The organism is Pseudomonas koreensis, from assembly GCF_025447595.1.
GTDB classification, from domain to species: Bacteria; Pseudomonadota; Gammaproteobacteria; order Pseudomonadales; family Pseudomonadaceae; genus Aquipseudomonas; species Aquipseudomonas koreensis_H.
This window is the reverse complement of record NZ_JAOEJU010000009.1, coordinates 115,389-139,388: the sequence shown is the minus strand read 5'-3', so window position 1 is coordinate 139,388 and position 24,000 is coordinate 115,389. Positions and strand designations below refer to the sequence as shown.

The window sequence follows — 24,000 nt, the reverse complement described above, 5'->3', positions numbered from 1 at the left end:
TCCAGCCTCAACCAAACAGCCAATACCCCAGCAACGTCAACACCGCCACCGCCAGCACGGGCCGCATCACACGGTAGGCCTTCGGATTGCGGCGTTTCCACTGTTTGACCACACCGCTGAACTTGTCGCTGAAATTCTTGGTCCAGGCATAAGCCTGGTTGATCCCGCCAACACGTTCGTCGTCGAGGTTCTGCGGTGCAGTGGCGCGACCCAGCCAGGCGCTGATGAAGCGGTTGATGCGGGTCATCAGACGATTGCTCAGCGGGCGCTCGATGTCGCAGAACAGGATGACGCGGGTCTTGTCGGTTTCGTTCTTGACCCAGTGCACGTAGGTTTCGTCGAACATCACGTCTTCACCGTCGCGCCAGGCGTAGACCTGACCGTCGACGAAAATCCGGCAATCGTCGGAGTTCGGCGTCGACAGACCAAGGTGATAACGCAGGGAACCGGCGAACGGATCACGGTGCGGGTTCAAATGACTACCGCCCGGCAACAACGCGAACATCGCGCCTTTGACATTGGGGATGGCACTGACCAGCGCCACGGTTTTCGGGCACAGGGCTTCGGCCGATGGCAGCGGTTTGTCGTACCACTTGAGGTAGAAACGCTTCCAGCCCTTCTTGAAGAACGAGCCGAAACCGGCGTCGTTGTTCTTCTCGGCGGCGCGGATGTAGCCCTCGTCGAACAGGTGCATGGCTTCGTCGCGGATGGTTTCCCAGTTATCGCGGAGCACGTCCAGCTCCGGGAATTTGCTGCGATCCAGATAGGGTTTGGATGGCACACCGGAGAACAGGTACATCAAAGCGTTGTAGGGCGCGAACAGCGCCGAATGGTTGACGAACTGACGCAGCACCGGCAAACGCGCCTTGCCGCGCAAATGCACGTAGAGGATGCTGCCCACGAACAGCAGCAACACCGACACCTTGGCGGCTAACGGAAAGGTCATCAACAACTCCTTGAAAAAAGACAACACTGCGCAATGTCATTTACCCGACATGGCGGCCGGCCATGATAAACACTACCGGCTCCGGGAAAAACCCGCCCGACCCAAGATTCAGTGTTAAGAATTGCGCAACAAAGCACTTCTTAACATAACAATCCTGAACCTTGGCTGACCTGAATCAACGCGCCACTTACTGCTGGTTCTCCTGATCGGTGAACAGATCGCTGAACAGCATGCTCGACAGGTAACGCTCACCGGAGTCCGGCAGCACCACGACAATGGTCTTGCCCTGCATTTCCGGGGTTTCCGCCAGGCGCACCGCCACCGACATGGCCGCGCCACAGGAAATCCCGCACAGAATCCCTTCTTCCTGCATCAGTCGCAGGGCCATGGCCTTGGACTCGTCATCCGTCACCAGCTCGACCCGGTCAACCATCGACAGATCCAGGTTCTTCGGCACAAAACCGGCGCCGATGCCCTGAATCTTGTGCGGGCTCGGCTTGATCTCTTCGCCTGCCAGCGCCTGGGTAATCACCGGCGAGGACACCGGCTCCACCGCCACCGACAGAATCGGTTTGCCCGCCGTATTCTTGATATACCGCGACACACCGGTAATGGTTCCGCCGGTGCCGACGCCAGCCACCAGCACATCGATGGCGCCATCGGTATCGTTCCAGATTTCCGGGCCGGTGGTTTTTTCGTGGATGGCCGGGTTGGCCGGGTTATCGAACTGGGCCGGCATGAAATATTTGCCCGCATCGCTGGCGACGATCTCCGCGGCCTTTTCGATCGCGCCCTTCATGCCCTTGGCCGGCTCGGTCAGCACCAGTTCGGCGCCCAGCGCCTTGAGCACCTTGCGTCGCTCGATGCTCATCGAGGCCGGCATGGTCAGCAGCAATTTGTAACCGCGAGCGGCAGCGACAAATGCCAGACCGATGCCGGTATTGCCGGAGGTCGGCTCGACGATGGTCATGCCCGGCTTGAGTTTGCCGCTGCTTTCGGCATCCCAGATCATGTTCGCGCCGATGCGACACTTGACCGAATAGCCCGGATTGCGACCTTCGATCTTGGCCAGAATGGTTACGCCGCGTGGCGCGATGCGGTTGATCTGAACCAGCGGTGTGTTACCGATGGAGTGGGCGTTGTCAGCAAAAATGCGGCTCATGGCTGGGTCCTTGTACAGCGTTGAATTCAGCTCTCCAAGGTAAGCCTGTTGCCCCTGTCAGTCCAGTCGGGTCGAACGTCTGCGGCAGGCGGCAGTCAATCGCTTTACACCGTTCGGAATTTGCTGCCATGAAGCGTCGCTACCGCTGGCCGTTGTGGATTCTCGCCACTGTTGTGGTGTTGCTGGTCGCCCTGCACATCGCCCTGCCCTACCTCGTGCGTGACTATCTGAATGACAAACTGGCCAACATGGGCGACTACCGCGGCCAGATCACCGACGTGGATCTGGCGCTCTGGCGCGGGGCCTACAAGATCAACGGCCTGAAAATCGTCAAGGTCGACGGCAAGGTGCCGGTGCCGTTCGTCGATGCGCCGCTGATCGACCTGTCCGTCAGCTGGCATTCGCTGTGGTACGACCATGCAGTGGTGGCGCAGGTGAAGTTCTTCAAACCGCAGGTGAACTTCGTCGATGGGGGAGCCAACAAGCAGAATTCCCAGACCGGCCAGGGCACCGACTGGCGCACTCAACTGGGCAAGCTGCTGCCGATCACCCTTGATGAGGTTCAGATCAACGATGGTCGCATCAGCTTTCGCAACTTCAACTCAAAACCACCGGTGAACATGAATGCGACCAACGTCGACGCCAGCATCTACAACCTGACCAACGTGGTCGACACCAAGGGCAAACGCGACGCCCGTTTCGAAGGCAAGGCCCTGCTGCTAGGCCATGCGCCGCTGGAAACCAGCGCCACCTTCGACCCGCTGAGCAACTTCGAAGACTTCGAATTTCGCCTGCGGGCTCGGGACATCGAACTCAAGCGCATGAACGACTTCGCCTCGGCCTATGGCAAGTTCGACTTCAACGCCGGCCACGGCGACGTGGTCATCGAAGCCGCCGCGACCAAGGGCCAGCTCAAGGGCTACATCAAACCGCTGCTGCGCGACGTCGACGTGTTCAACTGGCAGCAGGATGTCGAGAACAAGAACAAGGGCATCTTCCGCTCGATCTGGGAAGCACTCGTCGGCGGCACCGAAACCATGCTGAAAAACCAGGGCAAGAACCAGTTCGCCACCCGGGTCGAACTCAGCGGCAGCGTGCACCAGAAAGATATCAGCGCGTTCGAAGCGTTTTTGCAGATTTTGCGCAATGGATTCATCCAGGCCTTCAATGCCCGGTATGAACGGCCGAAGCCGGATGCGGGCTAAGTTTTACGGTTGACGATGTAGCGCCCGGTATCTTCTGCCGCGATCAGTGCAGGCTTCTCCTGCAACGAATCCCAACCCAGACAGGCCAGGGCCAATGATCGCGGCACCGCTTCCCGACCATTACTGTAGCGACTGATGCTGCGGGCGCTGACACCCAACGCTTCGGCCGCCTCATTCAACGGTAAACCGGTGCGAGCGCGCCAATCCATGAAAATCCGTGTGTTTTCGTCGGGCGCATTTTGCGCGAGCCCGTCCCGGTACAAGGTATCGGCACCAATCTGGATATCCGGTTCCAGCCATTCCACGCTCCAGCCGTCGTCACCCAATTCAGCGGTTGCGAACACTTCAGCGTCCAGTAGCGGAGCCAGCCCCGGATAGGTTTGCAGATCGCGGCTCAAATCCAGGTTCAGCCGTTGGCCATCAATAAAGGTCAGCGACAGGCAAGCATCGCCAACAGCCTGCACTGCGGCCAACCGTGGCCGCTTCATGGGTAACATCGTTTCCAGTCCTCCAGCAATTGCGTCTGATGAGCCGAAACCCACGCCAACGCTTCCTTGACGATCAGTGGCGGTGCCTTGCCCATCATGACCTCGACGGTTTCCAGGCTCAGCATCACATCCACTCCACCACCGGTCAGGTGAACATGGGGTGGCGGGTGATCCTTCTCGCGCAACTGAATGCGGTATTTTTCGCGAAATCGGTATTTGGTAGTCATGCCCGAAGACTATCGCCAAATCGGCGATACCTGAATACTGGCCTCGTGCCGAAACCGAGTCAACATGTGACGCCCCATTCAGAGACTGAATAAGCCGTCTGCGTTCACAGTCGACCGGGCTGCGCGTTATAGTCGGGCATCCGATTATTTCGCCCCCGCCCTGCCCGTTCAGGTCGGCGTTACCGTTCGAGGATTAGCAGATGAAGTTCGAAGGCACCCAGGCCTACGTCGCCACCGATGACCTGAAGCTGGCGGTCAACGCCGCCATCACCCTGGAGCGGCCGCTGCTGGTCAAGGGCGAACCGGGCACCGGCAAGACCATGCTCGCCGAGCAACTGGCCGAATCGTTCGGCGCCAAGCTGATCACCTGGCACATCAAGTCCACCACCAAGGCCCACCAGGGTCTGTACGAGTACGATGCGGTCAGCCGTCTGCGCGACTCGCAACTGGGCAATGAAAAAGTCCACGACGTGCGCAACTACCTGAAGAAGGGCAAGCTCTGGGAAGCGTTCGAGTCCGAAGAGCGCGTCATTCTGCTGATCGACGAAATCGACAAGGCCGACATCGAGTTCCCCAACGACTTGCTGCAAGAACTCGACAAGATGGAGTTCTACGTTTACGAGATCGACGAGACCATCAAGGCCAAGAAGCGTCCGATCATCATCATTACCTCCAACAACGAGAAAGAGCTGCCGGACGCCTTCCTGCGCCGCTGCTTCTTCCACTACATCGCCTTCCCCGACCGCACCACCCTGCAGAAAATTGTCGATGTCCACTACCCGGACATCAAGAAGGATCTGGTCAGCGAAGCGCTGGACGTGTTCTTCGACGTGCGCAAGGTGCCGGGCCTGAAGAAGAAGCCTTCGACCTCCGAGCTGGTCGACTGGCTGAAACTGCTGATGGCCGACAACATCGGCGAAGCCGTGCTGCGCGAGCGCGATCCGACCAAAGCCATCCCGCCGCTGGCCGGTGCGCTGGTGAAGAACGAACAGGACGTGCAACTGCTTGAGCGCCTGGCGTTCATGAGCCGTCGCGGCACCCGCTAAGAGGCTGACGCCATGTTGCTCAACCTGTTCAATGAAATGCGCGCAGCCAAGGTGCCGGTGTCGGTGCGCGAGCTGCTCGACCTGATCAACGCGCTGAAACAGCGCGTGACCTTCGCCGACATGGACGAGTTTTACTACTTGTCTCGGGCGATTCTGGTGAAGGACGAACGGCATTTCGACAAGTTCGATCGTGCGTTCGGCGCCTACTTCAATGGCCTGGAAAAGCTCGACGATCACTTGCAGGCGCTGATTCCCGAAGACTGGCTGCGTAAGGAATTCGAGCGCTCGCTGAGCGACGAGGAACGCGCGCAGATCCAGTCCCTCGGCGGTCTGGACAAGCTGATCGAAGAGTTCAAGAAACGTCTGGAAGAACAGAAGGAACGCCACGCCGGCGGCAACAAGTGGATCGGCACCGGCGGCACCAGCCCGTTCGGCTCCGGCGGCTTCAACCCGGAAGGCATCCGGGTCGGCGATGCCGGCAAGCGCCAGGGCAAAGCGGTGAAAGTCTGGGATCAGCGCGAGTACAAGAACCTCGACGACTCCGTGGAACTGGGCACCCGCAACATCAAGGTCGCCCTGCGCCGCCTGCGCAAATTCGCCCGCCAGGGCGCGGCGGAAGAGCTGGACATCGACGGCACCATCGACCACACCGCCAAGGATGCCGGTCTGCTGAATATCCAGATGCGCCCGGAACGGCGCAACACGGTGAAGCTGTTGCTGCTGTTCGACATCGGCGGCTCGATGGACGCCCACGTGAAGATCTGCGAGGAACTGTTCTCGGCCTGCAAGACCGAGTTCAAGCATCTGGAGTACTTCTACTTCCACAACTTCATTTATGAGTCGGTGTGGAAGAACAACATGCGCCGCACTTCCGAGCGCACATCGACCCAGGATCTGCTGCACAAGTATGGCGCCGACTACAAAGTGATCTTCATCGGTGACGCGGCGATGGCGCCCTATGAAATCACCCAGGCCGGCGGCAGCGTCGAGCACTGGAACGAAGAGCCGGGTTATGTGTGGATGCAGCGCTTCATGGAGAAGTACAAGAAGCTCATCTGGATCAATCCGTACCCGAAGGACACCTGGGGCTACACCTCGTCGACCAATATCGTGCGGGATTTGATCGAGGATCAGATGTATCCGTTGACGTTGCGCGGGCTGGAAGAAGGGATGCGGTTTCTGTCCAAGTAATCCAATGAGTGCGTGGCGAGGGAGCTTGCTCCCGCTGGACTGCGTAGCAGTCCCATACTTTTTTCAGATTAGAGGGGGCCGCTTCGCGCCCCAGCGGGAGCAAGCTCCCTCGCCACATCTAAAACCGCTGTAGATATTCGATATGCTCCCGGTGCGCGACGTCCTGCACCACCGGGCGCAATCTGACCTTCGCTCCCGGCAGACACTGTGCCAGTCGAGCCAGCGCCAACGGCGTCAACGCTCCCAATCGCGGATAGCCGCCAATCGTCTGCCGATCATTGAGCAAAACGATCGGCTGCCCGTCCGGCGGCACCTGCACCGCGCCCAGCGGGATGCCCTCGGAAATCATCGGTTTGCCCTGATACTGCAACGCCGTGCCCAACAGGCGAATGCCCATGCGATCGGCACGACTGTCCAGCGTCCAGGCACTGTTGAATGCATCGAACAGGCTCTGCCCGCTGAACTGACCGATCTGCGCGCCGAGCACCAGATCAAGCGGCGCGTCGAGGCGCAGGTCCGGTCGATACTCCGCCGGGACCTCACGCACCAACAGGGTTTCGCCCTGATAACTCAGCGAAGCGCCCTTGGCCAATGGCAAGCCAAAACCATCGAGGCCACCGAGTTCCTCACGTACCACCGTGGCACTGCTGCCCAGCACTTTCGGCGCACTGAAACCACCGGGCGCTGCCAGATAGGCCCGCGCCCCGAGCAACGGCTGGGTGAACTTCAAGGTCTGCCCTTTGCGCAGTTTGAAACTGCGCCACGGCGCCAGCGCTTCACCGTCGATCTGCGCGCCAAGATCGGCACCCGCCAATGCCAGCACGCAATCTTCTTCAGCCACCACCGTAAACCCGCCGAGGGTGATTTCGATCACCGACAAGTCCAGGCCATTGCCCAGCAGCCAGTTGGCCCAGGCCATCGACCGCCAGTCCGCCGCACCGCCCTGGGTCACGCCCAGATGCCGTACGCCAAACCGCCCGGCGTCCTGCAACAGGCACAGCGGCGTGCTCGCTCCAATCATCAGTCGGCTCATGCGAGGGCCTCCAGAGGCGCGTCGTCACCGCCGAGGCGGATGAATTCGGCATGGCTCACCGCTTCGAAACGCACGGTATCGCCGGGCTGCATGAGGCTGTAGCCATCGCGTTCACGGTCGAACAGTTTTGCCGGCGTGCGACCGATCAGGTTCCAGCCGCCGGGAGACACCACCGGATACGCCGCCGTTTGCCGCTCGGCGATGCCGACGCTGCCGGCGGCGACTTTCTTGCGTGGGGTATTCAGACGCGGTGCTGCCAGGACTTCTTCCACCAGCCCCATGAAGGCAAACCCCGGTGCGAATCCGAGCGCGAACACCTGATATTCCCGAGCGCTGTGACGGCGGATCACTTCTTCCACCGCCAAACCGCTGCGTTGCGACAGCAGGATCAATTCCGGTCCGACGCTAAGGTCGTACCACACCGGCAGCACATGACACTGGCCGCCGGTACGCGCATTCGGTGACAGGTCGATCAGCGCTTCGGCAATCAATTCCCGGGCCTGATTCGGGCTCAATTCGGTCAGGTCGTAATGCACCATCAACGTGGTGTACGACGGCACCAGATCGATCAGATGTGCGCCGAACACCGCGCGCAGCCGCTCACTGGCAGCAAGCATCCACGGCATGTTGGCTTCGGCGATTTCATCGAACAGGCGCAGCATCAGGCAATCCAGCGCCACCACTTCCACCCGCGGATTCATGGCGCGCTCTGCTCGTTCAGGGCCTGACGAATGCGTTGCACGGCCGCCACTGAACTGGCGTTGTCACCGTGCACGCACAGCGTGTTGGCTTGCAGGTGCAGCGCGCTGCCGTCGCAAGCGGTGAGATTGTCGCCACGTGCGATGGTCAGCGCTTGCCCGATGATGGTTTCGGAATCGTGGTGCACCGCGCCGGGCAGTTGTCGCGAGACCAGTCGGCCGGCGCTGTCGTAGGCGCGGTCGGCGAAGGCTTCGAACCACAGGGTCACGCCGTATTCGTCACCGAGTTGCTGGGCTGCCGTGTTGTCACGGGTGGCCATCAGCATCAGTGGCAAGCTGCGATCGTAAGCCGCGACGGCCTGAATCACGGCCCGCAGTTGCGCCGGGTTGGCCATCATGTCGTTGTACATCGCGCCGTGGGGTTTGACGTAGCTGACTTTTCCACCCTGGGCACGGCAAATACCGTCGAGGGCGCCGATCTGGTAATGCAGGATGTCTTGCAGTTCCTGGGCGGTGTAGGCCATGGAACGCCGGCCGAAGCCCACCAGATCCTGATAGGCCGGATGCGCGCCGATCTGCACACCGTGGCTCAGGGCCAGGCTGACGGTCTTGCGCATGATGCTCGGGTCGCCGGCATGGAAACCGCAGGCAATGTTGGCGCAATCGATGAAGGGCATGACTTCCGCGTCCAGACCCATGGTCCAGCTGCCGAAGCTCTCGCCGATGTCACAGTTCAATAGCAGGCGGCTCACGGTGAACACTCCTGTAGCTGTTATCTTTTTATGCTGTAGGACAGTTGTCGCAGGTTATCAGTTACTGCGCGTCCAGTTGCTTGCCACGGGTTTCCGGCAGGCTCAGCGCCGCGAGAATTACCACGCCGTAGGACACCGCCGCAAAGGCACCGATGCCGACACTCAGCGGCACTTTCTGGCTGAGCAGGCCGATCAGCAGCGGGAACAATGCCGCCAGCGCCCGGCCGATGTTGTAGCAGAAGCCCTGCCCCGAGCCGCGAATCCGGGTTGGAAACAGCTCGGTGAGAAACGCGCCCATGCCACTGAAAATCCCCGAAGCGAAGAATCCCAGCGGGAAGCCCAGCCACAGCATCACGCCGTTGCTGACCGGCAATTGGGTGTAGAGCAGAACGATGGTGAACGAGCCGACCGCGAACAGGATGAAGTTCTTCTTGCGGCCCAACAGATCGGTCAAATAGGCGCTGATCACATAACCGACGTAGGAACCGATGATCACCATCGCCAGATAACCGCCGGTGCCGAGTACGCTCAAGCCGCGTTCGTTCTTCAGAAAAGTCGGCAGCCAGGAGGTGATCGCGTAGTAACCGCCGAGGGCGCCGGTGGTCAGCAGCGAAGCGCGAATCGTGGTGAATAGCATGCCGGGGGCGAAGATCTCGTAGAACTTTGAAGGGCTTTCCGGGGTTTGCTTGGCTTTGGCTTCGCGGTAGATCTCCGGATCTTTCACCAGACGACGGACGAAAATCACGAACACCGCCGGCACGATGCCGAGGATGAACAGTGCGCGCCAGGCGTCTTCCGGTGGCAGCACCGAGAACAGCAACGCGTACAGAATCGCTGTCAGGCCCCAACCCAAGGCCCAGCCCGATTGCACCATGCCCACCGCCTTGCCGCGATCCTTGGCGCGGATCACTTCGCCGATCAGCACTGCACCCGCCGTCCATTCACCGCCGAAACCGAAGCCCATCAGGGTGCGGGCGATCAGCAGCTGTTCGTAGTTCTGGGCGAAACCGCAAAGGAAAGTGAAGAAGGCGAACCACAGCACCGTCAGTTGCAAAGTGCGCACGCGGCCGATGCGGTCGGAGAGAATCCCCGCCACCCAACCACCAATGGCCGAAGCGATCAGGGTGCTGGTGTGGATCAGGCCGGCTTCGCCGGTGGTGATGCCCCACATCGCGATCAGGGTCGGCACCACGAAGCTGAGCATCTGGGTGTCCATGCCGTCCAGACCGTAGCCGATCTTGCAGCTCCAGAAGGTCCGGCGCTCCTGCTGATTGATGTTGCGATACCAGTCGAACGGGCCGGGACGGACCGCAGTCTTGGGGAGGTCGAGGGTGTCGGGCGCACTCATGGCATGTCTCCGCAGGCTTTTATTGGTCTTGTTCGAAGCTCCGACGACGCCTATCGTGGGAACCGGATGCGTCGATTCTTGGGTGCGTCACCCGGTCGCGTCCAACGAATAAAAACCCGCCCAAGACATAAGAAAAATTTGTTGCCATGAACCTGAAGTTTCTCGAAACCTTCGTCTGGGTCGCCCGGCTGAAAAGTTTTCGCCTGACCGCCGACAAGCTGTTCACCACCCAGGCCTCGATCTCCAGCCGGATCGCGGTGCTCGAAGGCGAGCTCGGGGTGAAGCTGTTCCTGCGTGATTCACGCGGCGTCAGCCTGACGCCCGAAGGTTTGAAAGTGCTGGACTATGCCGAGCAGATGCTCGACACGATGCAGGCGCTGAAGCAGTCGATCGAGACTCGATCGAGCAAGGTTGGCCGGGTGCGCATCGGGGTGATGGACACGGTGATCCACACCTGGCTCAGCCCGCTGGTGGCGCAGATGACCGACCTGTACCCTCGGGTGGAAATCGAGCTGGTGGCGGATACCTCGCTGAACCTCTGCGATCAGCTGCAAAAAGGCTTTCTCGATCTGATTCTGCAAACCGATCTGGTGCGCCAGGAAAGTGTGCGCAGCCTGGAACTCGCCAGCCACCCTATCGGCTGGATCGTCGCCAGCAACTCGATCTACAACCGCGACTACGCAAACCTCGCCGACCTTGCGCAGGAGCGGATCATCACCTACTCGAAAAACTCCCGGCCACATCAGGACATCCTGGCGCTGATGCAGGCCCAGGGCGTGCTGGCACCACGGTTGAACTGTGTGAATTCGGTGTCGGCGATCACCCGGCTGTTGCGCGACGGGTTCGGCATTGGCGCGTTGCCGCCGGTACTGGTGGCCGAGGAACTGGCGCGGGGCGAACTGACCCTGCTCGACATCGAACAGCGCCCGCCGAATCTGCAGGTGGTGGTGTCGTGGCGGGTCGGTGTGGAATGGGTCGAGGAGATCGTGACGCTGTGTCAGCAGGTGCTGGAGGGGTATGCGCAGAAAGTGGGCGAGAACTACGTCGTCCTGTCTTGATCGTTCCCACGTCGAGGCGTCGAACCGTCCGCGTGGGAATGCCTAAACGGACGCTCCGCGTTCGGCTTTGGAAGGGACGCGGAGCGTCCCGGGCTGCATTCCCACGCAGAGCGTGGGAGCGATCTTCATAAGGCTCAGAGCCCGCGCACATCCCGGTCTTCGATCGGCCTGCTCTGGCGCAGGCGCTTGCCGCCCAACACCACCCAGTCGATCAGACGGAACAGGCATTCAAGACCGAACGACAGCAGCAGCGCGCCGCTCATGCCCCAGATCATCGCTTCCGGCGTCAGCAGGATCTGGTAGCTGTAGCCGTTCCAGGTTTCCTTGCGGATGTCCGGGTCGGCGGCCAGCACCACCTGCAGGAAGCGGATGTACCACGGGCCCTGCATCGCCTGGAATTGCTTGTCCAACGCCAGCTGACGGTTGAGCAAGGTGCTCAGGCTGTCGGCATCGCTGCGAAACACCGGGTCTTCGCTCGCGCGATAGTGGGCGACCAGCGCCTGGATATCACCCTTGAAGAACTGCTCGGCGGTGCCCTGGAAGCCGCGCAGACCGGTCTGCGCCTCGATCAGGTGCGCTTCGACCCGCTTGGCGTAATCGTTGATGAAGCCTGGCACCTGGACACCGATCAACAGGCCCGCCGCAAACAACACCAGCCGTAGATAACTGAGCAACATGGGGGTGCAATCCTTATTCGGTCGTGCCTTGGCTGACGCATTCGCCGCGTCGCCACAGGCTCCATTGGCCCGGTTCGTAGCGGGTCCAGGTTTCGTTTTCGGTCAAGGGTTCGGTGGCAATCACCGTGACCACGTCGTTGGGCGTGGTTTCGGCCTGGAAGTCGACGATAACATCGACGTCCTTGAGCCGCGCCGGGCCAAACGGGGCGCGTCGGGTGATCTGCGCCAGTTTGGTCGAGCAATAGCAGAACAGCCAGTCGCCGTCGCTGAGCAGGCAGTTGAAAACGCCTTTGCTGCGATATTCGGCGCAGGCCGCGACCAGATCCGGCAGCAGCACTTCTATATCGACCGGTTCCGGAAACGCTGCACGTACGCGATTGAGCAAATCGCAGAACGCCGCTTCGCTGTCGGTATCGCCGACCGGGCGGTAGAAACTTTTGATCGGGGTGAAGTCGGCGAGCTGGCCGTTGTGCGCGAAGCACCAGTTACGCCCCCACAGCTCGCGGACGAACGGGTGGGTGTTGGACAGGCAGACCTTGCCGACGTTGGCCTGGCGGATATGACCGATGACCACTTCGCTCTTGATCGGATAGCGCTGCACCAGATTGGCCACTTCCGACTCGCTGCTGGCCGCCGGGTCCTGGAACAGGCGCAGCCCACGACCTTCGTAGAAGGCAATGCCCCAGCCGTCGCGGTGCGGGCCAGTGCGACCGCCGCGTTGCATCAGCCCGGTGAAGCTGAACACGATGTCGGTCGGCACGTTGGCACTCATGCCCAGTAATTCACACATGTGCGGACTCTCGTGATTACAGACGCGGCTCGACGCGCCGACGCTGCGGATTGCTCGGCAGCGGTGGACGACCATAACGATCATCGCCGGCGCCGCCGAACGGTTGATCGCTTTCACGCTCGTCTTCGGCACGGGCGGCTGCGCGAGCAGCTTCCGCCTGCTCCTTGCGAGCGTTCGAAGCGCGCTCGATCGGGAAGCGGATCAGCACGAAAATCAGGTAAAGGCCGAAGGCGATCATGGCGTACATGAGCAGTTCGGAAATCGCGCGCCAGGCGTTGTTGCCGACCTTGAACGCCAGATCCAGCGCGGTGATGGCGATGGCCGGGGCGAATTTTTCCTTCACCGGGTCAATGATGGTCGGGCTGAACAGCAACACCGCCATCAATACACGCAGCGGCTCGCGCAGCCAGCGCCACATCCAGCGGGTCATGCGCATCCACACCAGCAGGCAGCCCACGGCGGCAAAGGCGTAAAGGCCCCAGGCGATCAGATAGTCGTTCTCGGTCATGGTGTCCATGGCAAGGCAGGCAAAGAGGCGCTTATAGTAACGACTTTTCGCACGTCAGGCTTGTCCCAATGCCAGTCGGTCAGCCCCGGACATTGTGGGAGCGAGTTTGGTCCGGGCGGCGATCCGACGAAGAGGCCGTCAGATTCAACACTATTATTGACTGAGCCTGCGCTTTCGCGAGCAAGCTCGCTCCCACAGGTTGCGAAACCCTATTCCGTTATATTTTCGAGAGCTTTCCATGCCCGTATCCGCCAACGTCAGCAGCGCCCCGATTGCCCACAAGGCCGCCGGTCACGACCCGTACGCCTGGCTGCAGGAACGCGACACCGACGCGGTGCTCGACTACCTCAAGGCTGAAAACGACTATCAGCAGGCACAAACCGCCGATCAGGCCGAACTGCGCGAAACCCTGTTCGAGGAGATCAAGGGCCGGATCCTCGAAACCGACCTGTCCCTGCCATCGCCATGGGGCCCGTACCTGTATTACACCCGCACCACAGCCGGTGACGAATACGCCCGTCACTACCGCTGCCCGCGTCCGGCCGACGACAGCCTGACCCTCGACGAAAGCCGCGAACAATTGCTGCTCGACCCGAACGCCCTGGCCAACGGCGGATTTTTCTCCCTCGGCGCGTTCAGCATCAGCCCGGATCACCAGCGTCTGGCCTACAGCGTCGATGCCTCGGGCGACGAGATTTACACGCTGTTCGTGAAGGAATTATCCAGCGAGCGTGTCAGCGAACTGGAATTCCAGGACTGCGACGGCAGCATGACCTGGGCCAATGACAGCCTCACGCTGTTCTTCGGCGTGCTCGACGACACTCATCGCCCGCACAAACTGTTCCGCTACCGCCTCGACGGCACTGCCGCCGAAGAGGTGTTCCACGAACCGGACGGGCGTTTCTTCCTGCATTGCTACCGCGCCAGCTCCGAGCAGCAATTGCTGTTGTCGCTGGGCAGCAAGACCACCAGCGAAGTCTGGGCGCTGGACGCCAATCAGCCGCAGCAGCCGTTCACTTGTCTGGCGCCACGGGTCGAGGATCATGAGTACGACGTCGACCACGGCAAGCTCGATGGCGAATGGACCTGGTTCATCCGCACCAACCGCGACGGCATCAACTTCGCCCTGTATCAGGCGCCGGACACCGGCATCCCACCGAGCGAAGCCGACTGGCAGAACCTGATTCCGCACAGTGATTCGGTGATGCTCGATGGCGTGACCCTCAACGCCGAAGCCCTGACCCTGAGCCTGCGCGAAGGTGGTCTGCCGATCATTGAAGTTCGCCCACACGGTCTGGCGCCTTATCGCGTGCAATTGCCGGACGCGGCCTACAGCCTCTACGTGCAAAACAGCCTGGAATTCGAAAGCGACCGCATTCGCCTGCGCTATGAAGCGCTGAATCGTCCAGCCCAGGTTCGGCAACTGATCCTCGCCACCGGCGAACAGACTGTCCTCAAGGAAACCCCGGTGCTCGGCCCGTTCGACGCCGACGCCTACGTCAGCCAGCGCCTGTGGGCGACCGCGCCGGACGGCACCCAGGTGCCGATCAGTCTGGTGATGAAACGGGAAATGGTCGGCAAAGCGGTGCCGCTGTATCTGTATGGTTACGGTGCCTACGGTTCGAGCCTTGATCCGTGGTTCTCCCACGCTCGCCTGAGCCTGCTGGATCGCGGCATGGCGTTCGCCATCGCCCACGTGCGTGGCGGCGGTGAACTGGGCGAAGCCTGGTACCGCGCCGGCAAGCAGGAACACAAGCACAACACCTTCAGCGACTTCATTGCCTGCGCTGAATTCCTGATCCTCAACGGCATCACCACCGCGCCACAACTGGCGATCAGCGGTGGCAGCGCCGGTGGCTTACTGATCGGCGCGGTGCTCAACCAGCGTCCGGATCTGTTCGGCGTGGCGATTGCAGAAGTGCCGTTCGTCGACGTGCTCAACACTATGCTCGATCCGGATCTGCCGCTGACCGTCACCGAATACGACGAGTGGGGCAATCCCGAGGAGCCCGACGTCTACGAGCGGATCAAGGCCTATGCGCCGTACGAAAACGTCACTGCGCAGGCGTATCCTGCGACGCTGGTGATCGCCGGCTACAACGACAGCCGCGTGCAGTATTGGGAAGCGGCCAAGTGGGTGGCGAAATTGCGCGCGACCAAGACCGACGACAATCCATTGCTGCTCAAGACCGAACTGGGCGCTGGCCACGGCGGGATGAGCGGGCGTTATCAGGGATTACGTGACGTAGCGCTCGAATATGCATTTGTTTTCAAGGTTCTGGGCATCGCCTGAGGAACTCCGCCGGTCACTTGGGTCTTAATTCCAGACCCCGGCGGTCGATACACCTCAGATCCCATTGTGGGAGCGAGCTCGCTCCGGGCGGCGATCCGACGAAGGCGTCAGGTCAGTCGAGACTGATATTGGCTGATCCACCGCATTTGCGAGCAAGCTCGCTCCCACAACGATCCGTGTAGTGCCTGCAACCTGTGAAAACAAAAAGACTGTGACGACATGTCAGAACCCACTCTACTGAACAACGAAATCCGCGACTGGCTGATGGACTGCGGCCTGTTCGATCAATTGCAACTGGCGGATTTTGCCGCCGCTTCGGGCTACTTCAGCATCAGTACCGTGGCTGAAGGCGAAGCGATCTTTCGCGAAGGCGATGCCGGCAGTTTCATGTGCATCATCCACACCGGCCAGGTGGCCGTGCAGAAAACCGGCGCTGACGGCCAGGTAGTGACGATGGCTACCCTGCGCAGCGGCCGGGCGTTCGGCGAAATGGCCGTGCTCGACGGCGAACGCCGTTCAGCGACTTGCGTGGCGGCGAGCAACTGTCAGTTGCTCAACCTCGGCAAGGATTCGCTGGAAAAAATGCTTAACGACGCGCCGAAGATCGCCGCCAAGATCATCCGTGCCCTCGCCGTTTCCCTCTCCAAACGCCTGCGCATGGCTGACGGCCAACTCGCCGCCCAGCAGATCTAGCCTCCCGGGGATTTGGGTTTGCTGTCGTTCTGTTCCAGGCCCGGCAATGGCTGATCCTTGGTCGGCGGACTGGGCATTTCGATCGGCACCAACGGCGGGCCACCGCTGCCGGGGCCGGTCCTGGGAATGGGTGCAGGGCTGATCTGCGGATACGGCGTCGGCGTCGCGGTGCCGGGCGAACCGGGCGACCCGGCTGGCGGCATCGGGTTGACGGGAATCGTCTGTTGCGCCTGCACGGCAGTTATCGAGAGCGCGGTCAGGGCAATGACCGTTAGAATGGTGCGCTTCATCAAGGGCTCCGTTGGCCTGAAGTCTGCCTTCAGGCTACTCCCAACGCGCCGGCTTGCCTTCCCCCCCTGTAGAGATTTCCATGAAACGTTTCGTTCTGCTCGACACCACGCCGATCCCTGACAACGGTGGCGCCCTGTGCCTGTTCGAGTATGGCGAAGACTTCGTCATCAAGATCCAGGGCGGCGACGGCGGCCAACTGATGAACACCCGAATGCACGGTTCCGAAGACGCGCTGGCCGAGATCCCGTGCCGCAAGGTCGCCGGCCGGCCGAACTCGCGCGTGCTGATCGGCGGTCTGGGCATGGGCTTCACTCTCGCCTCCGCGCTCAAGCATCTGGGCAAGAGCGCCGAAGTGGTGGTCGCCGAGCTGGTGCCCGGTGTGGTGGAGTGGAACCGCGGCCCGCTCGGTGAAAAGTCCGGGCGCCCGCTGCTCGATCCGCGCACGGTGATCCGTCAGGAAGACGTGGCCAAGGTGCTGCAAAGCGAGCCGAACGGCTTCGACGCGATCATGCTCGACGTCGACAACGGCCCCGAAGGCCTGACCCAGAAGGCCAACAGCTGGCTGTATTCCGCCGCAGGTCTGGCTGCGTGCGCCAAGGCGATGCGACCCAAAGGCGTGCTGGCGGTGTGGTCGGCCAGCGCCGACCGGCAGTTTTCCGACAAATTGAAGAAGGCCGGTTTCAAGGCCGAGGAAGTCCAGGTCTTCGCCCACGGCAACAAGGGCACGCGCCATACGATCTGGATTGCCGAGAAGCTCAAGGGCTGAGCTAAACTTGCCTCATAACCGTCATTAGTCTTTCTACAAAGGTGAACCCATGAGTTCGTCCACCCCGACCAACACTTCGAAGCTGGATCGCATCCTCGCCGACAACCAGCGCGACAAGGAAATGGGCTACCGCGACAAGGCCCTGAAGATGTACCCGCACGTGTGCGGCCGCTGCGCCCGTGAGTTTTCCGGCAAGCGCCTGAGCGAGCTGACCGTGCACCACCGCGACCACAACCACGACAACAACCCGCAGGACGGTTCCAACTGGGAGCTGCTGTGCCTGTACTGCCACGACAACGAACACTCGCGTTACACCGACCAGCAGTATTTCGGCGAAGGCTCGCTGAGCACGCCGAAAATCGCCAAGGCCACGCATAACCCGTTTGCTGCGCTGGCCGGACTGATGAAGAAAGAAGACTGAAGATCTTCAGCGCCTGTACCGGCCTCTTCGCGGGCAAGCCCGCTCCCACAGGTTTCTCTGGTGTACTTAGAATTTGTGAGCGACCGAGATCACTGTGGGAGCTAGCTTGCTAGCGATGGCGGTGTCTCGGACACCGCCAATCTCAAACTGAACACCCCTCCCCCAATCCCCGTATAATCGCCCTCTTTTTCCCGAAGGCACCCCGCTCGTGGCAGACAAACGGTACAGCTGCATTGGTTTGTATAACCCCAAATCACCGGAAAACGTCGGTTCGGTGATGCGCGCCGCAGGCTGCTACGGCGTGTCGACCGTGTTCTACACCGGCAAGCGCTATGAGCGTGCTGCCGACTTCGTCACCGACACCAAGCGCGTGCACTATGACATCCCGCTGATCGGCATTGACGACCTGAAAAAGATCCTGCCGCTCAACTGCGTCCCGGTCGCCGTGGAACTGGTCGACGGCGCCCGCCCGCTGCCGGAGTACACCCACCCGGATCGCGCCCTGTACATCTTCGGCCCCGAAGACGGTTCGCTGGATCAAGAGATCCGCGACTGGTGCGAAGACGTCGTGTACATCCCGACCACCGGTTGCATGAACCTCGCCGCCACGGTCAACGTCGTGCTTTACGACCGCATGGCCAAAGGCCTGAACACCCGCTCCGGGCCGAAATTCCGCTGAAACGCCGCACATCCGATGGAACGAGCTGACCGTCTGCGCAGTCAGCTTGTTTATCGATTACTCATTGCCTGGAGAAAGATCATGACCGAGCTCAAGCGCGTCGAGCGTATCGAATCCACCCCGTTCCAGAGCCGTTCCGAGCAGAACGTCGAAGGCTGGGAGCGCGTCGGCTCGCTGGCCGGCGGCGTGATCATGGTCGGCAAGGGCCTGCGCCGTGGCGGTGTTTTCGGGCTGATTCAGGTGGCGATTGGCGGCGTGGCCATGGCCCGCGGCATCACCGGCCACAGCTCGGTGAAAAGCCTGCTGGAGAAAAGCCGTCAGGACATGAACAACGTGCGGGCGAAGATCGAACGGGCCGGTGAAGAGCTGAGCAAGCTCAAGGCCAATGCCGAAGCAGCCACCAAAACCGCCACGGTGACCGGCAATGATTCGGTGAAATCGCCGAAAGCCGGGGTCTGACCGCTACCGAAGCAACGCGGTATCGAGGACTTTGGACGACTCGCCGAGAATGCTTTCGGCGAGTTGCACGAACTCTTTGGTGTCCACCGTCCCCAGATGCATCGCCCCGCGCAGCACATCATCCAGTGACCGCTTGTTGCGGGTCTTCAGGCGAATCTCGCCGTCCAGCTCCTGTAACAACAGCACCGCTTTCGACAGCTGCGCCGGGCTGAGCTGATCGCCGCGCAGCGTCGTGACTTTATGGGTGTCCTTGGCCAGCTTCGCCTGCAACGCCTGATAACGCTCATCGCTCATGCCACCAGCGCGGCGCACCAGTTCGATGGCGTAATACTCGGCAAAACCCTCGCTGATCCAGTCGCTGCGCTGCTCGTCGTTGATCCGTCCGAACACCTGCGCCAGCTCGCGCACCAGTGCACTGCTGCCGCTTTCGCTGACCAGCGGCAACCGCGTGTTGAGGTAGATCGACTCCCGTGCCGCCAGGCTGCCGCGCCACATCGGGTCGTTGGCACCGACAATCAACAGTTTGCTCGGATGGCGGGGAAACACTGCCTGCACCTGCGGCCAGACGAACGTCAGCAGCGTCAGCACGTCCATCCGGCGCATGCCCTGCCCCTGCGGCGAGGCCACGGTGACTTCGGTTTCCCCCAGCCGGGTGCGGCGGCTGCCGAGGTGGCCGGCGAGCATCCAGCCAGTGGGCCGGTCGAACAGGCGGGACGGATTATCGATGCGGAATTTGTTCTTGCCGATGCGCGGCCAGGCGGTTTCGACGCTTTTCCAGCCATCGGGCAATTCGAAGTGCAGGCGCGCGACCAGTTCGATGCCGTCCTGTTGATCGAGCCTGGCTGACGGCACCAGTTCATCGCCGCGCATCAGCGCCCAGGTCGGGGTCATGCGCGTGTCGAAGCTGCCGTTCTTGCGGCCGTGGCTGATACGTACGCGATAGGTCAGGCTGGCCTTGTCCGCCGTCGGTCGCCAGACCCCGCGCGCCGGTTTGCCCGGCGTCAGCTGCCATTGGCCGTCGGCCTTGAAGTCGCTGTAGTGGCTGCCATCGCCGAGATCGAAATCCAGGCTGCGCACCGCTTCGCCCTTGGCGAGGGTCAGGCGTACTTCGGCCTGATCGCTCTGCGGCAGCAGACGGACCTGATAATCCAGATCGACTTTCTTCGCCGCCCACACCGGCGCACTCAGCGCCAGCAACGTGACGATCAGCGCCCGGCGCAATCCCGTCGCCATACCTGCTCCTTGGTCAATCGTTAACCTGCGCGGAAAATCAGGTGATCTTCCCAGTCATCTTCCGGCACGCTGCCTTCGGCGAGCATGCGCCCGGACTGGGAAATCCGTTCGTGGTGCACCGCGTCGCGATCACCGCAGACCAGGTGATGCCACAGCGGCAGATCCTTGCCTTCGCTGACCAGCCGATAACCGCAGGTCGGCGGCAGCCATTTGAACTCTTTGGCCTGGCCCGGGGTGAGCTGGATGCAGTCCGGGACAAACTTCATGCGGTTCGGGTAATCGCTGCACTGGCAGGTTTTCAGATCCAGCAGTTTGCAGGCGATGCGCGTGTAATAGACGCTGTTGTCTTCTTCATCCTCGAGCTTTTGCAGGCAGCACAGGCCGCAACCGTCGCACAGCGATTCCCATTCCTCGTGATCCAGTTGATCGAGGGTTTTGCGTATCCAGAACGGTTCGACTTTGGCGGCCATGGCTCAAGCATCAACATCAGGTGGTGAAAAGGCCGCCAGTCTAGTGCCCAAGGCCCCGTGATCCAAGCGCTGGCGACTGCCGGTTGTGCGGGGCTTGTCAGTTTTTGCGCGGCCAAGTAGCTTTGCCGGTCTCACCAAGCCTTTGCCGGATGCCATTAACGCTCGACCGCGTTGCCTCCGGTGAACTGCAGGCTTGCGACATAACCCCATCGTTCAGCCCAACTGATCCCGCCGGGTTTCGCTTCCAACCTGTCCTCAAACGTAGCAAGGAATCTCTCGATGAGTGTCAACCCTCGCGTTGCCGAATACGCCATTCACCCGCAGTTCACCGATCGCTGGTCGCCCCGCGCCTTTACCGGCGAAGCGATTTCCGAAGAAACCCTGCTGAGCTTCTTCGAAGCTGCACGCTGGGCGCCGTCGGCATACAACTCGCAGCCATGGCGTTTTCTCTACGCCCGTCGCGATACGCCAAACTGGGAGCGTTACCTGGGCCTGCTCAATGAATTCAACCGTGCCTGGGCGCAACACGCGTCGGCGCTGGTGATCGTGATTTCGAAAACCACCTTCACCGCACCGGGCGCCAGCGAAGAGACGCCAGCGCTGTGGCACACCTTCGACACTGGTTCGGCGTGGGGCCATCTGGCGCTGCAAGCGAGCCTGAGTGGATGGCACACCCACGGCATGGCCGGCTTCGATCAGGAGCTGACACGCAAGGAGCTGAACATTCCAGAAGGTTATGCGCTGCACGCCGCCGTTGCGGTGGGCAAGCTGGGTGACAAGGCAACCCTGGCGGAATACCTGCAGGCACGGGAAGTGCCGAGCCCGCGTCGTCCGCTGAGCGAACTGGCGGCTGAAGGCGATTTCACCCTCTAAGCCACACTGCAAACGAAAAGTGGGAGCGAGCTTGCTCGCGAAGGCGTCGGTTGATTCAACATCTTCGTTGAATGTGCTGACCTCTTCGCGAGCAAGCTCGCTCCCACCGTTTTTATCGCGGCGAATCAGTAACCGCGTGCGAAATCCACTTCCCCACGCAGCGCCTCACCCGCCTGATACGCCCGCAAGTTATCCAGAAACAACTGCACCATCATCGGCGGCGAGGTCGGCGCCGAGCTGTGCCCGGTCAGCAGCAAGCCCCACGCGGTCCAGAACGGATGCCGTTGCGGCAGCGGTTCCTGACGGCAAACGTCGATCACCGCGCCGGCCAGATGGCCTTCTTTCAACGCTTCCACCAGATCCGCATCGACCACCGCGACACCGCGCCCGGCGTTGATGAACAAACCAGTCGGCTTGAATTGCTTGAACAGCGCCGCGTCGTAGATGTCGTGGGTGTGCTCGGTGTTGGGCAGCAGGTTGACCACGTAATCCGCTTCGCCGACCAGACGCGGCAAGTCCGCCATCGAACCGACTTCGGCAAACGGCGCCTGCTCGCGGGCGCTGCTGGCGATGCCGTACAACTCGACGCCGAACGGCAGCAGGAACTGCGCCACGCTCTGGCCGATATCACCGGTGCCGACGATCAGCACCTTGCGCCCGACCAGACTCTGGCCGGTGCGGTTGTCCCACTTGCGCTCGACCTGGCTGACCAGTCGTGCCAGCACTTCACGCTCGTGGCCGAGCATGTAGGTCAGCACGTATTCAGCCATGACCTGGCCGAAAATGCCGACCGCCCGGGTCAGGCGGTAATCCCGGCGCAGACCGTCGGCCAGCAGCGGCGTGATGCCAGCCCAGGTCGATTGCAGCCATTGGGGCTGGTGGCCCTGACGCAACAGGGTCGCCAGCAGATCCGGCTGGCCCAGCCACACCGGGCAATCGACGGCCTGGCGGGCCAGTTCGGCGGAGTCGCCGCTGGTCAGCACTTCAAGCTCCGGGGCCGTCTGACGCAGCAGTCGGGCGTATATCGCGTGGTCGTGTTCAGCAATCAGAACGCGCATCTTCAAACCTTTCGCAAACCGTGCAGGCGGCCGTCCACTTCGTGGCAGCCGTCGCCGTAAAAACCGTTCCAGGGGTTACAAGAGGCCCAGGACAGGGCCTCGCGGATCAGACCGGGTCGTTGCGTCGCAGCAACTCTTCGGGCAAGTGCTCGATGTACTCTTCCTCGGCCGGCGGCATTTGCAGGTGGTAGCCCTGCTTGTCGAGGTTTTCCAGGACCACGGCGATATCTTCGCTGGCCAGCTTGCGCTCGGGAGTCAGCACCAGATCGAAGGAATGCTTCGCCTTGCCGAACGCCGCCATCAGAGCTTCCGGCACGCGCTCCAGCGCGTCGCTCTTGAGCACGTACAGGTACATGCCGCTTTTCTTCGAACTTTGATAAATGGAACAAATACGTTTCAAGGCTGTTCTCCGGCGGTGGCCAGGCTGTCGAGCAGCTTCTGGCCCATCAACTCGCGGCGCCAGCCACGCAGCGAATCAGGCAATTGGTAAGGGCCCTCGGGGAAGCCGCTTTTGACCAGCGCTTCGAGGGTTTTCTTGCGCAGCATCAGTTCCGGCGCGATGCCCAGACGTTCAGCTTCGGCCTGACCGAGCGCCCGCAGCTGTTTGATCAGCGCGGCGGCTTCGATCGGCAGCGGCTCCGGCACGGCTGGCGGCCATTGATCAGGCCCCACACTGCCAGAGCGCTTGATCAGATCAAGCAGAAACTCGCCGTCCTGACGCACGGTACGCGGGTGCATGTCTTCGATCTTGCCCAGCGCGCTGAGGTTGTCCGGTTGCGTGCGGGCCAGGGGCCACAACGAATGCTCGCGGACGATACGGTTGCGCGGCAGGTCGCGGGCGCGGGCCTCGCGCTCACGCCAGGCGCACAGTTCGCGCAGTACGGCGAGTTGGGCGCGGGACAGTTTCCACGCCAGTTTGGCCTCGCGGTACACCTCGTACGGATCGGTCTCGCGGCGCAGGTTGGCGACTAGCTCGGCGCCGTCCTCCAGCACCCAGGCGAATTTGTCGTCGGACAGTTTGGGTCGCAGCTCGACAAAAACCTCCGCCAGATGCACCGCGTCTTCGGCGGCATAGCTGATTTGCGTGTCGGACAGCGGACGCTGCAACCAGTCAGAACGGGTTTCGCCCTTCGGCAGTTCGATGCCGAGCACTTCCTGTACCAGACGCGAATAGCCCATCGAGAACCCGAGGTTCAGGTAGGCCGCGGCCAGTTGGGTGTCGAACAGCGGCGCCGGCAGGCTGCCGGTCAGGCGCAGCAGGACTTCGAGGTCTTCGCTGCAGGCGTGCAGGACTTTGAGCACCGCCGGGTTTTCCAGCAACGCGGCCAGGGGTTGCCAGGCGTTGATGGTCAGCGGGTCGATCAGGTAGGCGCGTTTGCCGTCGCCGACCTGCAACAGGCCGGCAATCGGGTAGAAGGTGTCGACCCGCATGAATTCGGTGTCGAGGGCAACGAACGGCAGCTGCTGCCACTCGGCGCAAAACTGCGCGAGGCTATCGTTGTCGCGAATCCAGTGAATATCGATGGCCACACGGCTCTCCCTTCAAGAATGGCGCGCAGTATATATCGCCACCGGCGCTTTCCGCGCCTCTACAGGGCAAGAGCTTGATGAAATCTCCTGCCTGAGGGAAAGAAT

28 protein-coding genes are annotated in these 24,000 nt (G+C 61.5%); 11 read left to right on the top strand and 17 right to left on the bottom strand.

What is annotated here, in order from left to right:
• Positions 1–7: 7 nt before the first annotated feature.
• Both N8H71_RS13885 and cysK read right to left on the bottom strand, forming a co-directional pair.
• Positions 8–946: an aspartyl/asparaginyl beta-hydroxylase domain-containing protein gene (locus N8H71_RS13885; RefSeq protein ID WP_262194417.1), complete on the bottom strand. Its 939-nt coding sequence runs from the start codon at positions 944–946 to the stop codon at positions 8–10.
• 187 nt (positions 947–1,133) lie between these two features.
• The gene (gene cysK / locus N8H71_RS13880; protein ID WP_007956517.1) at positions 1,134–2,108 is read right to left on the bottom strand and encodes a cysteine synthase A; all 975 of its coding nucleotides are present in this window, start codon (positions 2,106–2,108) and stop codon (positions 1,134–1,136) included.
• A gap of 128 nt (positions 2,109–2,236) precedes the next feature.
• Between cysK and N8H71_RS13875 the strand changes: the two genes are divergently transcribed.
• Positions 2,237–3,313 carry a DUF748 domain-containing protein gene (locus N8H71_RS13875; RefSeq protein WP_262194416.1) on the top strand — a complete coding sequence of 359 codons (1,077 nt, stop codon included), beginning with the start codon at positions 2,237–2,239 and terminating at the stop codon, positions 3,311–3,313.
• On the opposite strand, the gene N8H71_RS13870 is transcribed toward N8H71_RS13875, so the two are convergent.
• Positions 3,310–3,810, bottom strand: coding sequence for a helix-turn-helix domain-containing protein (locus N8H71_RS13870; RefSeq protein WP_262194415.1), 501 nt, complete (start codon positions 3,808–3,810; stop codon positions 3,310–3,312). The genes N8H71_RS13875 and N8H71_RS13870 overlap by 4 nt on opposite strands.
• The gene (locus N8H71_RS13865; protein ID WP_064594177.1) at positions 3,798–4,028 is read right to left on the bottom strand and encodes a DUF4160 domain-containing protein; all 231 of its coding nucleotides are present in this window, start codon (positions 4,026–4,028) and stop codon (positions 3,798–3,800) included. Before N8H71_RS13865 ends, N8H71_RS13870 begins: the two co-directional genes overlap by 13 nt.
• A gap of 200 nt (positions 4,029–4,228) precedes the next feature.
• Here N8H71_RS13865 and N8H71_RS13860 point away from each other — a divergent pair, with 200 nt between their 5' ends.
• A complete protein-coding gene (locus tag N8H71_RS13860) occupies positions 4,229–5,074 on the top strand; it encodes an AAA family ATPase (protein ID WP_007911294.1) in 846 nt (281 codons plus the stop codon).
• A gap of 12 nt (positions 5,075–5,086) precedes the next feature.
• Positions 5,087–6,265, top strand: a complete 1,179-nt coding sequence (locus tag N8H71_RS13855; RefSeq protein ID WP_016771218.1) for a vWA domain-containing protein — start codon at positions 5,087–5,089, stop codon at positions 6,263–6,265.
• A gap of 118 nt (positions 6,266–6,383) precedes the next feature.
• Here N8H71_RS13855 and N8H71_RS13850 read toward each other — a convergent pair whose 3' ends face one another.
• The 4 genes from N8H71_RS13850 to N8H71_RS13835 form a co-directional block, all read right to left on the bottom strand.
• Positions 6,384–7,298: a biotin-dependent carboxyltransferase family protein gene (locus N8H71_RS13850; RefSeq protein ID WP_262194414.1), complete on the bottom strand. Its 915-nt coding sequence runs from the start codon at positions 7,296–7,298 to the stop codon at positions 6,384–6,386.
• Entirely contained in the window at positions 7,295–7,999 is a 705-nt protein-coding gene (locus N8H71_RS13845; RefSeq protein WP_262194413.1) for a 5-oxoprolinase subunit B family protein, read from the bottom strand. The genes N8H71_RS13850 and N8H71_RS13845 overlap by 4 nt, the downstream gene beginning before the upstream one ends.
• On the bottom strand, positions 7,996–8,748 hold the full coding sequence (locus tag N8H71_RS13840; protein WP_262194412.1) for a 5-oxoprolinase subunit PxpA: 753 nt from the start codon (positions 8,746–8,748) through the stop codon (positions 7,996–7,998). Before N8H71_RS13840 ends, N8H71_RS13845 begins: the two co-directional genes overlap by 4 nt.
• 61 nt (positions 8,749–8,809) lie before the next feature.
• On the bottom strand, positions 8,810–10,096 hold the full coding sequence (locus tag N8H71_RS13835) for an MFS transporter (RefSeq protein WP_262194411.1): 1,287 nt from the start codon (positions 10,094–10,096) through the stop codon (positions 8,810–8,812).
• Between the two features lie 146 nt (positions 10,097–10,242).
• Here N8H71_RS13835 and N8H71_RS13830 point away from each other — a divergent pair, with 146 nt between their 5' ends.
• Positions 10,243–11,154 (top strand): LysR family transcriptional regulator, encoded by a 912-nt coding sequence (locus N8H71_RS13830; RefSeq protein ID WP_262194410.1) that lies wholly within the window; start codon positions 10,243–10,245, stop codon positions 11,152–11,154.
• A 134-nt stretch (positions 11,155–11,288) separates the two neighbouring features.
• On the opposite strand, the gene N8H71_RS13825 is transcribed toward N8H71_RS13830, so the two are convergent.
• Genes N8H71_RS13825 through N8H71_RS13815 form a run of 3 tightly spaced genes read right to left on the bottom strand, consistent with a single transcriptional unit; the run spans position 11,289 to position 13,138 of the window.
• Positions 11,289–11,831: a DUF2937 family protein gene (locus tag N8H71_RS13825; RefSeq protein ID WP_007956487.1), complete on the bottom strand. Its 543-nt coding sequence runs from the start codon at positions 11,829–11,831 to the stop codon at positions 11,289–11,291.
• A gap of 13 nt (positions 11,832–11,844) precedes the next feature.
• Positions 11,845–12,621, bottom strand: coding sequence for a class II glutamine amidotransferase (locus N8H71_RS13820; RefSeq protein ID WP_025110635.1), 777 nt, complete (start codon positions 12,619–12,621; stop codon positions 11,845–11,847).
• 16 nt (positions 12,622–12,637) lie between these two features.
• A complete protein-coding gene (locus tag N8H71_RS13815; RefSeq protein WP_262194409.1) occupies positions 12,638–13,138 on the bottom strand; it encodes an MFS transporter in 501 nt (166 codons plus the stop codon).
• A gap of 229 nt (positions 13,139–13,367) precedes the next feature.
• Here N8H71_RS13815 and N8H71_RS13810 point away from each other — a divergent pair, with 229 nt between their 5' ends.
• Together N8H71_RS13810 and N8H71_RS13805 are read left to right on the top strand one after the other, a co-directional pair.
• Positions 13,368–15,422 carry a S9 family peptidase gene (locus N8H71_RS13810; protein ID WP_262194408.1) on the top strand — a complete coding sequence of 685 codons (2,055 nt, stop codon included), beginning with the start codon at positions 13,368–13,370 and terminating at the stop codon, positions 15,420–15,422.
• 219 nt (positions 15,423–15,641) lie between these two features.
• A complete protein-coding gene (locus N8H71_RS13805) occupies positions 15,642–16,115 on the top strand; it encodes a cyclic nucleotide-binding domain-containing protein (RefSeq protein ID WP_262194407.1) in 474 nt (157 codons plus the stop codon).
• On the opposite strand, the gene N8H71_RS13800 is transcribed toward N8H71_RS13805, so the two are convergent.
• On the bottom strand, positions 16,112–16,405 hold the full coding sequence (locus N8H71_RS13800) for a hypothetical protein (protein ID WP_262194406.1): 294 nt from the start codon (positions 16,403–16,405) through the stop codon (positions 16,112–16,114). The genes N8H71_RS13805 and N8H71_RS13800 overlap by 4 nt on opposite strands.
• 80 nt (positions 16,406–16,485) lie before the next feature.
• On the opposite strand from N8H71_RS13800, the gene N8H71_RS13795 reads away from it, so the two are divergent.
• The 4 genes from N8H71_RS13795 to N8H71_RS13780 all read left to right on the top strand — a co-directional run bounded on the left by N8H71_RS13795 (position 16,486) and on the right by N8H71_RS13780 (position 18,731).
• Complete coding sequence (locus tag N8H71_RS13795; RefSeq protein ID WP_011332930.1) at positions 16,486–17,172, top strand: hypothetical protein; 687 nt, start codon at positions 16,486–16,488, stop codon at positions 17,170–17,172.
• A gap of 49 nt (positions 17,173–17,221) precedes the next feature.
• A complete protein-coding gene (locus tag N8H71_RS13790; protein WP_007944009.1) occupies positions 17,222–17,593 on the top strand; it encodes a YajD family HNH nuclease in 372 nt (123 codons plus the stop codon).
• 208 nt (positions 17,594–17,801) lie between these two features.
• Positions 17,802–18,272, top strand: coding sequence for an RNA methyltransferase (locus N8H71_RS13785; protein WP_007958066.1), 471 nt, complete (start codon positions 17,802–17,804; stop codon positions 18,270–18,272).
• Positions 18,273–18,353: 81 nt separating this feature from the next.
• Positions 18,354–18,731, top strand: a complete 378-nt coding sequence (locus tag N8H71_RS13780; protein ID WP_262194405.1) for a YgaP family membrane protein — start codon at positions 18,354–18,356, stop codon at positions 18,729–18,731.
• Positions 18,732–18,734: 3 nt separating this feature from the next.
• Here N8H71_RS13780 and N8H71_RS13775 read toward each other — a convergent pair whose 3' ends face one another.
• Entirely contained in the window at positions 18,735–19,964 is a 1,230-nt protein-coding gene (locus tag N8H71_RS13775; protein WP_262194404.1) for a hypothetical protein, read from the bottom strand.
• A gap of 20 nt (positions 19,965–19,984) precedes the next feature.
• Complete coding sequence (locus N8H71_RS13770; protein WP_262194403.1) at positions 19,985–20,434, bottom strand: YcgN family cysteine cluster protein; 450 nt, start codon at positions 20,432–20,434, stop codon at positions 19,985–19,987.
• Positions 20,435–20,713: 279 nt separating this feature from the next.
• Here N8H71_RS13770 and N8H71_RS13765 point away from each other — a divergent pair, with 279 nt between their 5' ends.
• A complete protein-coding gene (locus tag N8H71_RS13765; protein WP_262194402.1) occupies positions 20,714–21,307 on the top strand; it encodes a nitroreductase family protein in 594 nt (197 codons plus the stop codon).
• A gap of 125 nt (positions 21,308–21,432) precedes the next feature.
• Here the strand turns inward: N8H71_RS13765 and N8H71_RS13760 are convergent, their stop codons facing one another.
• The 3 genes from N8H71_RS13760 to rnd all read right to left on the bottom strand — a co-directional run bounded on the left by N8H71_RS13760 (position 21,433) and on the right by rnd (position 23,895).
• Positions 21,433–22,365, bottom strand: a complete 933-nt coding sequence (locus N8H71_RS13760) for a D-2-hydroxyacid dehydrogenase (RefSeq protein ID WP_262194401.1) — start codon at positions 22,363–22,365, stop codon at positions 21,433–21,435.
• A gap of 106 nt (positions 22,366–22,471) precedes the next feature.
• On the bottom strand, positions 22,472–22,765 hold the full coding sequence (locus tag N8H71_RS13755; protein WP_085683112.1) for a YcgL domain-containing protein: 294 nt from the start codon (positions 22,763–22,765) through the stop codon (positions 22,472–22,474).
• Entirely contained in the window at positions 22,762–23,895 is a 1,134-nt protein-coding gene (rnd, locus tag N8H71_RS13750; RefSeq protein WP_085683113.1) for a ribonuclease D, read from the bottom strand. Before rnd ends, N8H71_RS13755 begins: the two co-directional genes overlap by 4 nt.
• Between the last annotated feature and the right edge of the window lie 105 nt (positions 23,896–24,000).